The organism is Streptomyces phaeochromogenes, assembly GCF_001418655.1.
Taxonomy (GTDB): Bacteria; Actinomycetota; Actinomycetes; order Streptomycetales; family Streptomycetaceae; genus Streptomyces; species Streptomyces phaeochromogenes.
Genome location: NZ_LIQZ01000644.1, coordinates 1 through 7,674 on the forward strand (window position 1 = coordinate 1; position 7,674 = coordinate 7,674).

The following is a 7,674-nucleotide window of genomic DNA, read 5'->3' on the forward strand; positions in this document are numbered from 1 at the left end:
CCGGGCGCCCGGCGCCGAGGCCGCGGTGCCGGACTTCACCTTCCCGGTGCGGCAGGGCGACGGCGCACTCGCAGGACACGGCTGGGGCTCGCACGCCTTCACCGGTACCGCGCTGTCCGCGGGCGCCGCCCCGCGCACGGGCGAGGTTGTGCTCGACGCCGCCGCGGCCCGTACCGCGAAGGCCGACGTCGGAGACACCGTCGCGCTCGAAACGGCCGTCGGCCGTACGGACTTCCGGGTGTCCGGGCTGGCCAAGGCCGGGGTGGGCGACACCGCGGCGGGGGGCGCGGCGGCCGGCGGCAAGGCCACGGCCTGGTTCGCCGACGCCGAGGCCCCCGCACTGGCCGGCCATCCCGGCAAGGCCGACGCCATCGCCGTACTGGCCGCGGACGGTGCCGACCCCCACGCCCTCGCCGCCGCCGTCGAGAAGTCCCTCGCCGGCTCCGGCGCGCAGGTGCACACCGGCGACGACCGTGGTGAAGCCGAAGAGCGGGGCCTGGCGTACGCCAAGGAGACGCTCCTCGGACTCGGCAGCCAGTTCGGTGGGATCGCCACCCTGGTCGCCGTCTTCACCGCGGCCGGCACGGTCGCCCTGTCCGTCGGCCAGCGCACTCGCGAGTTCGCGCTGCTGCGCGCCGTCGGCGCCACCCCACGGCAGATCCGCCGCGCGGTCGCCGCCGAGGCGCTGCTTGTCGCGCCACTCGCCGGGCTGGTCGGGTGTTTGCCGGGGATCGCGCTGGCGCGCTGGTGGTTCGGGCAGTTGAAGGACCGCGGCGCCATCCCGGAGGCGGTCGATCTGCACGTCTCGTGGATCCCGCTGCTCGCCGCCGTCGGCACCGGGCTGCTCGCGGCGCTCGGCTCCGGCTTGATGGCCGGGCGCAGGCCCGCGAAGATCAAGCCGGGGCAGGCGCTCACCGAAGCCTCGGTGGAGCGGTTGCGCCCGGGCGTCATCCGTACCGTTCTCGGGCTGGGCGCCCTAGTCGGCGGCGCGGTCTTCGCCGGCGTCGCCTCCTCCGCCGCCGGTGACAACGCGGCCAACGCCTCCCTCGGCGTCATCATGCTCTTCATGCTTGCCGTCGCCCTGCTCGGCCCACTGGTGGCCCGGCTGTGCGCGGCGCTCTTCGGCCTGCTGCTGCGCGGCGGCGGCGCCTCGGCAGCGCTGGCAGCCGCCAACTCCCGTACCAACGCACGCCGGTTGGCCTCCGCGATCACTCCGATCGTGCTGGCGATGGCCTTCGCCTCGACGCTCGTCTTCATGCACACGAGCCAGAGCCAGATCGCCTCGGAACAGCTCCGCGACGGCATCACGGCGGACCACGTCGTCACGGACCCGGGCGGACTGCCCACCGGGTCCGCCGACCGGGCCTCCCGCGTTCCCGGCGTCGGCGCGGCCGTCAGCCTGCTCGACACGCAGGTGCTGGTGCCCGTCGACGCCGGCGGCGAGACGACGCTGCAGGGAGCGGCGACCCAGGGCATCTCGGGCTCCGGCGCCCAGCTCGCGCAGGTGCAGGACCTGGACGTACGCAGCGGCAGCCTGGACCGCGTGGGTGCGGGCCGAATCGCCATCGACAAGACCCTCGCCACCTCGGCGAAGGTCAAGGTCGGCGACCAACTGCCCCTCCATCTCCCCGACGGCACCGAGGCGCGCCCGGAAGTCGTCGCGGTCTACGGCCGCGGCCTGGGCCTGGCGGCGGTCACGATGGACCGCGCGTCCCTGGCCGGCCACGTCACGTCGGCCTTCGACAGCACGCTGCTGGTGCGCGGCGGCGACGCCAAGCCGCTCGCCGTACTCGGAGAGGTCACCGACGCCTCGGGCTACGCCGTCGAGCGGAACGTGGACCGCGAACTCGGGGCCTGGGCCAACTACACGATGGCCGCCGTCCTGGGTGGCTTCGCCGTCATCGCCGCCGTCAATACCCTGGTGATGACGGTCCTGGACCGCCGCCGCGAACTGGCCACGCTCCGACTCGTCGGCTCCACCCGCCGCCAGGTGCTGCACATGCTCCACTGGGAGAGCCTGCTGGTATCGGTGGCGGGCGTGGCCCTGGGCACAATCATCGCCATGATCACGCTGACCCCCATGGTGCGCGGCCTGACGGGCGAGTCCCCACACATACCCCCACTGCTGTACGCCACATTCGCCGCGACCGCGGTGTCCCTCGGCCTCCTCGCCGTAACCCTCCCGGCCCGCGCGGCACTGCGCGACCGGGGGGCCTGAGACCGGAAAGGCTGAGCCGGGAGGCAGTCCGGGGGCCGGGCCGGTTGCGTACCCGCTGTCGGCGAGCCGGTCTCAACGCCGGTACGGGCGAGGCCAGTTGTCGCTAGCCCTGTCGCCATCGCCATCGCCATCGCCATAGCCGTAGCCGTAGCCGTCGCCTTGCGCTGCCGAGCCGCCGGCCTCGGCTCCTCCACCCCCTACCGCGGTAGCACCTCCACTTTGGCTCCCGGGTATGACGCCCGGCGCGCAGCCGCCCCCGCACTCTCCACCCCGTCGCACAAGTGGCCGGACGAGAACCCGTAGTGAGGAGTCCTCAATGCAGCAGAGCAGGACCGGAAGTACAGACACCGGACCGCACACGAGATGGAACGGGCGGTTGATCGGCCTGGTGGTTGTGCTGTCCCTGGTGAACTTCGTGGTCGACTCGGCCATCACCGCGCCGCTGCTCGTCCTCCCGGAGATGCTCGACCATTTCGGTACCGACCAGGCGGCGTGGCTCAACGCCACCGCGATGCTGGCGGGGGTGATGTGGGCGCCCCTGCTCGGAAAGAGCGCCGACATCTACGGCAAGCGCAAGGTGCTCGTGCTGGCGCTGCTCCTCAGCTGCGCGGGCGCCCTCCTGTGCGCAGTGGCCCCCAACATCTGGTTGTTCGTGCCGGGGCGCATGCTTCAAGGAGCGTCTCTGGCGGCCGTGTTCCTCTCGGTCGCGATCGTTCGAGGTGCCTGCGCACCCCGCATCGCGATGATCGTCGTAGGCATCGTCACGTCCAGCTCCGCGGTGCTCAACATCGCGTCCCGTTTCCTCATCGAGAAACTGGCCACGGAGTTCGGCTTCCAGATCCTGTTCCTCCTGTCGGCGTTCGTCGGGGCCGTGATGGCGATCTGCGTGCGCAACGTCATTCCCGAATCCCCGATCAGGACACCGGGGAAGATCGACATCGGCGGCGCCCTCCTGCTCGGCGGAGGTCTCGCGGGGGTGCTCAGCTATGTCAGTCTGGGCTCGGATCTCGGCTGGCTCGCCGCGGGCCCGCTGGTTCTCCTCGTCGGCGGTGTCGGGGCATTGGCCAGGTGGTTCCTGGTGTCCAGTCGAAAGCCTGACGCCCTGATCGACGTCAGGGACCTCGACGGGCCGCTGGTACTCATGCTCCTCGTCGTCTTCCTCGGAGCCGGTTCGTACCAGAGCATGCTTCAGCTCATCCCGCTCATCGGTGACGTCTCGGCGGATCAGCAACTCGGGTACGGACTGGCCGACCAGGGCTCAGTCGCACAGTTGCTGGCCGCGCCCGGACTCGGAGTCATGCTCGGAGGCCCGGTGGCCGGATGGCTTGCCGCACGCATCGGGCCGGCCTCGACGTTGGCCGGGACAGTCGTGCTCGGAACGGTGGTGACCATCGGGATGTTCCTCGGGGCCTCCCAGCTTGCCGTCGCGCTCTGCTGCGCATTCCTGCTGGGTGTCACGGTAGGAGCGCTCGGGACATCCGGCTTCAACATGGCGGGCAGCCTGGCGTCCGCCGAACGGCAGGGCATCGTGTCAAGCCTGGTCATGGTGATGGTCTCGATCGGGTCGGTGGTACTGAACTTCGTGGGCGCGGCGGTACTCAAGTCGACCGCCGTGGTTGTCGACGGCGAGACCACGAACTCGGCCACAGGCGTGTTCACCTATATCGCGATCGCTTCGGGCGCATTCGCAATCGCCGCGGTGCTGGTCGTCATGCTCGTACGAATCACCCGCCCCAGCCGCAATTCGCCGTCGCCCGCCCTTGAGCGGGACACGGTGTGATCGACCTTCGAATTCCTCATAACGGACTGGGAGTTGACGAATGAACACAAGAACCGCATCGAAGGGTACGGTCCTGGTTTCCGGCGCGAGTATCGCGGGTCCCGCCGTGGCGTTCTGGCTGCAACGGTACGGATTCACTGTGACGGTGGTGGAGAAGTCCACCGGACTGCGCGGCGGTGGGTACCCGATCGACGTGCGTGGTACGGCGGTTGAGGTGGCACGCCGGATGGGAATCCTGCCGCAGCTCCAGAAAGCGCATATCGAGTCGCGCCGGTTGACCTTCCTCAATGCCGATGGCAGCGAGGCGGCGGTGGTTCATCCACAGGCGGTGGTCGGTGGGGTCGAGGGACATGACGTAGAGGTGCCTCGCGGGGATTTGGCGGAAGTCCTGTACGGGGCCGTCCGCGACGAGGTGGAGTTCGTGTTCGACGACTCCATCGATACCCTCAAGGAACACGAGCACGGTGTCGACGTCACCTTCCGCAGCGGCGTCCAGCGCGGCTTCGACCTGGTCCTGGGTGCGGACGGACTGCACTCACGTACCCGGGAGCTCGTATTCGGTCCCGAGGATCAATTCCACCGCTATCTCGGGTACTGCTTCGCCATATTCACCATGCCCAACACTTTTGGGCTCTCCCATGAAGCACTCATCTGGAACACTCCCGGAAGGGCCGCGGCGCTCTACGCGGTCAAAGACAGCAACGAGCTGCACGCGTTCCTCAACTTCGCCCAACCCGAACCACCACGTGAGGTCCACCGTGATGTCGGGGCGCAACGTGACCTCGTCGCCACCACTTTCGCCGACGACGGATGGGAAATCCCGGCCATGGTCGCCGCCATGCGCCACGCGAACGACGCGTTCTTCGACACCGTGAGCCAAGTCCACATGCCGTGCTGGTCCAACGGCCGCGTCGCGCTCCTCGGCGATGCCGCGTACGCCCCGTCGTTCCTGACCGGGCAAGGGTCCAGCCTCGCCCTCGTCGGCGCGTACATGCTCGCAGGCGCACTGGCCGCCCATCGCGACCACACCGCGGCCTTCGCCGCATACGAACGCGAAGTCCGCGGATTCGTCGAACTGAATCAGGCGCAGGTGAGGGAAGGCGACGCGGCGCTTTTCCCCACCACGGCCGAAGCCCTCGAAAAGCGCAACAACAAACTCCGCAGCCTCACCACCTTGCCACCAAGAACCGGGCGTCCAGCCCACACAGCCCTCACGTTGCCCGAACACACGGAGGGCTTCCGCGGAACGGTTGACACTCCGAGACGGTGATTCCGTTGTGGGCAGGGCGGTTACAGCTGGGGCACCAGGTCCGACATCACCGCAGGCGGCAGTGACGGGTTGGCGGCAGCAGCTTTAACCACCCGCCAGTCGGTGTCCGTGAGGAGTTCCACGATCACCGGCGGTGGGAGTGCGGGATGCCCGGCGGCGATGGGCCTCGCCCTTTTGTCTGCCAAGCAGACGAGCAGCGCCGGGGCGGTCGCATCGCGATGCCGGGCGACCTCGCGCAACGCCTTCTGTGCCGGTGGCTGGTGCCGGGCCAGGTCCTCCAACAGCGCAGGGGTCGCGTCCGGATTGGCGGCCACCTTGGCGAGGACCCTGGCTTCGTGTCGGTCGACCATCGTGCGCAACCGCGCTTCGGAGAGGCCCGGGTGCCCCGCGACGGACTTGACCACTTTCGCGTCGGGGTCGGCGGCCAACGCGTCGCGGATCCCGGCCGGCAGATCGCGTCGTTGGGCCAGGAGCATCCGCACGGCCGGGTTCGGTGACTGGGCCAGTTCCTCAACCTCCATGGGCGAGGCGGTGGCGATCCGCGGCAGCAGGGTGGCGCCGATCCTGGCATCGCCGGCCAGGTCGGTGAGCACGTCGAGCGGTACGTGCGGATTGTGCGCGAGCCTGCGCCGCACATCGTGGCCAGGGTCGCCGGCCAGCACGCGGATCAGGGCTTCGTCGATCGCGGGATTCTCGGCGAGGTCGGCTCGCACACCGGGAGTGCCGTCTACGGCGAGTCGTCCGCACACCTCCGAAGGCAGGTCCGGGCGGGCAGCGAGTGCCCAGCGAAGCAGTGTTGACGGATGGTCGGCAAAGCCGATGACGGCCTCGGTGGGTGTGGCGGGGTTCTGCAGAACCGCATGCTGCGTGTCATGCACGGTGGACTCGTGGGAGCCGTCGCAGGAAGCGCCCGGCAGTAGATCGCAGTCGAGCCGGGCGCATTGAGGATCATGCGTGAACGGCGTCTCTTCGCGGTCGCAGACCAGACACCGTTGCACGGGAGGCAGTCCTTCGCCGGTTGTCAGCGCCGCAAGCACGGCCGACGGTGTCGCCTCGTTCGCCGCCACCGCGCGACGGACCTCGGCGTGCGTATGTCCCGCGAGCCTGGCTGCCACCTCCGGTGTGGCACAGAGCGCCAGCTCCGCGACGACTCGTATGTCCGAGTCTGCGGCAAGCAGGTCCACCACATCGGGCGGGAGGCCGGGACAGGCAGCCAGTCTCTCCCGATGCTCGACGAGCGGATCTGCCGCGAGCAGGCGCGCCCACTCCGGTCTGCCGACGCCTTCATGGAGCAGGGCGAGGGCGGCGTGTGGCTGCGCCGCGGGATCGATGTCGGCAGCGGTCAGCCGACCCTCGTACGCAAGCTGCTCGGCGCTCTCTTCGACGCGCGAGACCAGCGCGATCGCCTGCGCATGGCTGAGGTCCGCGCGACCGGCGAGGTCTGCGGCGATGTCGGCGTCCGCGATCGCGATCAGCCGGTCGACCAACTCGGACGGCAGAGCCGTATTGGCGGCGAGCCCGCACAGGACGTCGTTCACAGAGGGCATCCTGCCTGGACCGGGACCAGGTGGCTCGTGGATTTCGAGTCGACGAGGTGCTGGGGGCACCTGAGCACGTCCTGAGCACTTCCCTGACGCGCTTCCCCGACGAGCGTGACGAACGTGTTCGTCACGAACTTGTTTCTGACGAACATGTTCGTTACCGTGGTGGTGTGACAGAACGACGCAGAACACCGACCAGCAGGCGGGAGCGTCCGGCGAAACCGGCGCTGACCCGCGAAGGGATCGTCGCGACCGCAGTCGCCCTGATGCGGGCCGAAGGTCTGGAGAAGGTGACCATGCGCCTCCTGGCGCAGGAGCTGGACACCGGACCGGCCTCGTTGTACGTGTACGTGGCGAACACCGCCGAACTGCACGCGGCCGTTCTGGACGAGCTGCTCGGCGAGGTCGACCTGGACCCCGCGGAGGGCGAAGGCGACTGGCGCGACAGGCTCGCGGGCGTACTGACCTCCTACTCGGACATGCTGTTCGAGCACCCGGCGCTGGCCCGTTCGGCCCTGACCGCCCGCCCCAGCGGTGAGCACTACCTGCGGCTGCTGGAGCGGCTGCTGGCCCTCCTGGACGAGGGCGGCGTACCGCGCACGCAGGCCGCCTGGGGTGTGGACGTGCTGCTGCTGTTCGCCACCGCCACGGCGGCCGAGCAGTCCACCCGCAGCCAGGCGACCGACGCCGCGGAGGAATGGGACGCCCTGACTCGCGCCATCCACGGCGCCGCCGAGAAAACCCACCCCCATGTCCACGCACTGGCGGCAAGCCTCCTGGCCGGCCCGCCCGAGGACCGCATGACCTGGTCTCTTCAGGTACTGATCAACGGCATCACCCACACCTCGACTCCCACCCCCCCCCC

5 protein-coding genes are annotated in these 7,674 nt (G+C 69.6%); 4 read left to right on the plus strand and 1 reads right to left on the minus strand.

Features of this window, described 5'->3' with window-relative positions; all coding sequences use genetic code 11:
* From AOK17_RS47080 to AOK17_RS47090, 3 genes are all read left to right on the plus strand, one after another.
* Positions 1–2,218, plus strand: a 2,218-nt coding sequence (locus AOK17_RS47080; protein ID WP_055618761.1) for an FtsX-like permease family protein, incomplete at its 5' end; no start/stop codon positions are given.
* A gap of 316 nt (positions 2,219–2,534) precedes the next feature.
* Positions 2,535–3,998 (plus strand): MFS transporter, encoded by a 1,464-nt coding sequence (locus tag AOK17_RS47085; protein ID WP_055618762.1) that lies wholly within the window; start codon positions 2,535–2,537, stop codon positions 3,996–3,998.
* Between the two features lie 40 nt (positions 3,999–4,038).
* Complete coding sequence (locus tag AOK17_RS47090; RefSeq protein ID WP_055618763.1) at positions 4,039–5,268, plus strand: FAD-dependent monooxygenase; 1,230 nt, start codon at positions 4,039–4,041, stop codon at positions 5,266–5,268.
* 20 nt (positions 5,269–5,288) lie between these two features.
* Here AOK17_RS47090 and AOK17_RS47095 read toward each other — a convergent pair whose 3' ends face one another.
* Positions 5,289–6,806 carry a hypothetical protein gene (locus AOK17_RS47095; protein WP_055618764.1) on the minus strand — a complete coding sequence of 506 codons (1,518 nt, stop codon included), beginning with the start codon at positions 6,804–6,806 and terminating at the stop codon, positions 5,289–5,291.
* Positions 6,807–6,979: 173 nt separating this feature from the next.
* Here AOK17_RS47095 and AOK17_RS47100 point away from each other — a divergent pair.
* On the plus strand, positions 6,980–7,674 hold a 695-nt coding region (locus AOK17_RS47100), incomplete at its 3' end, for a TetR/AcrR family transcriptional regulator (RefSeq protein ID WP_055618765.1).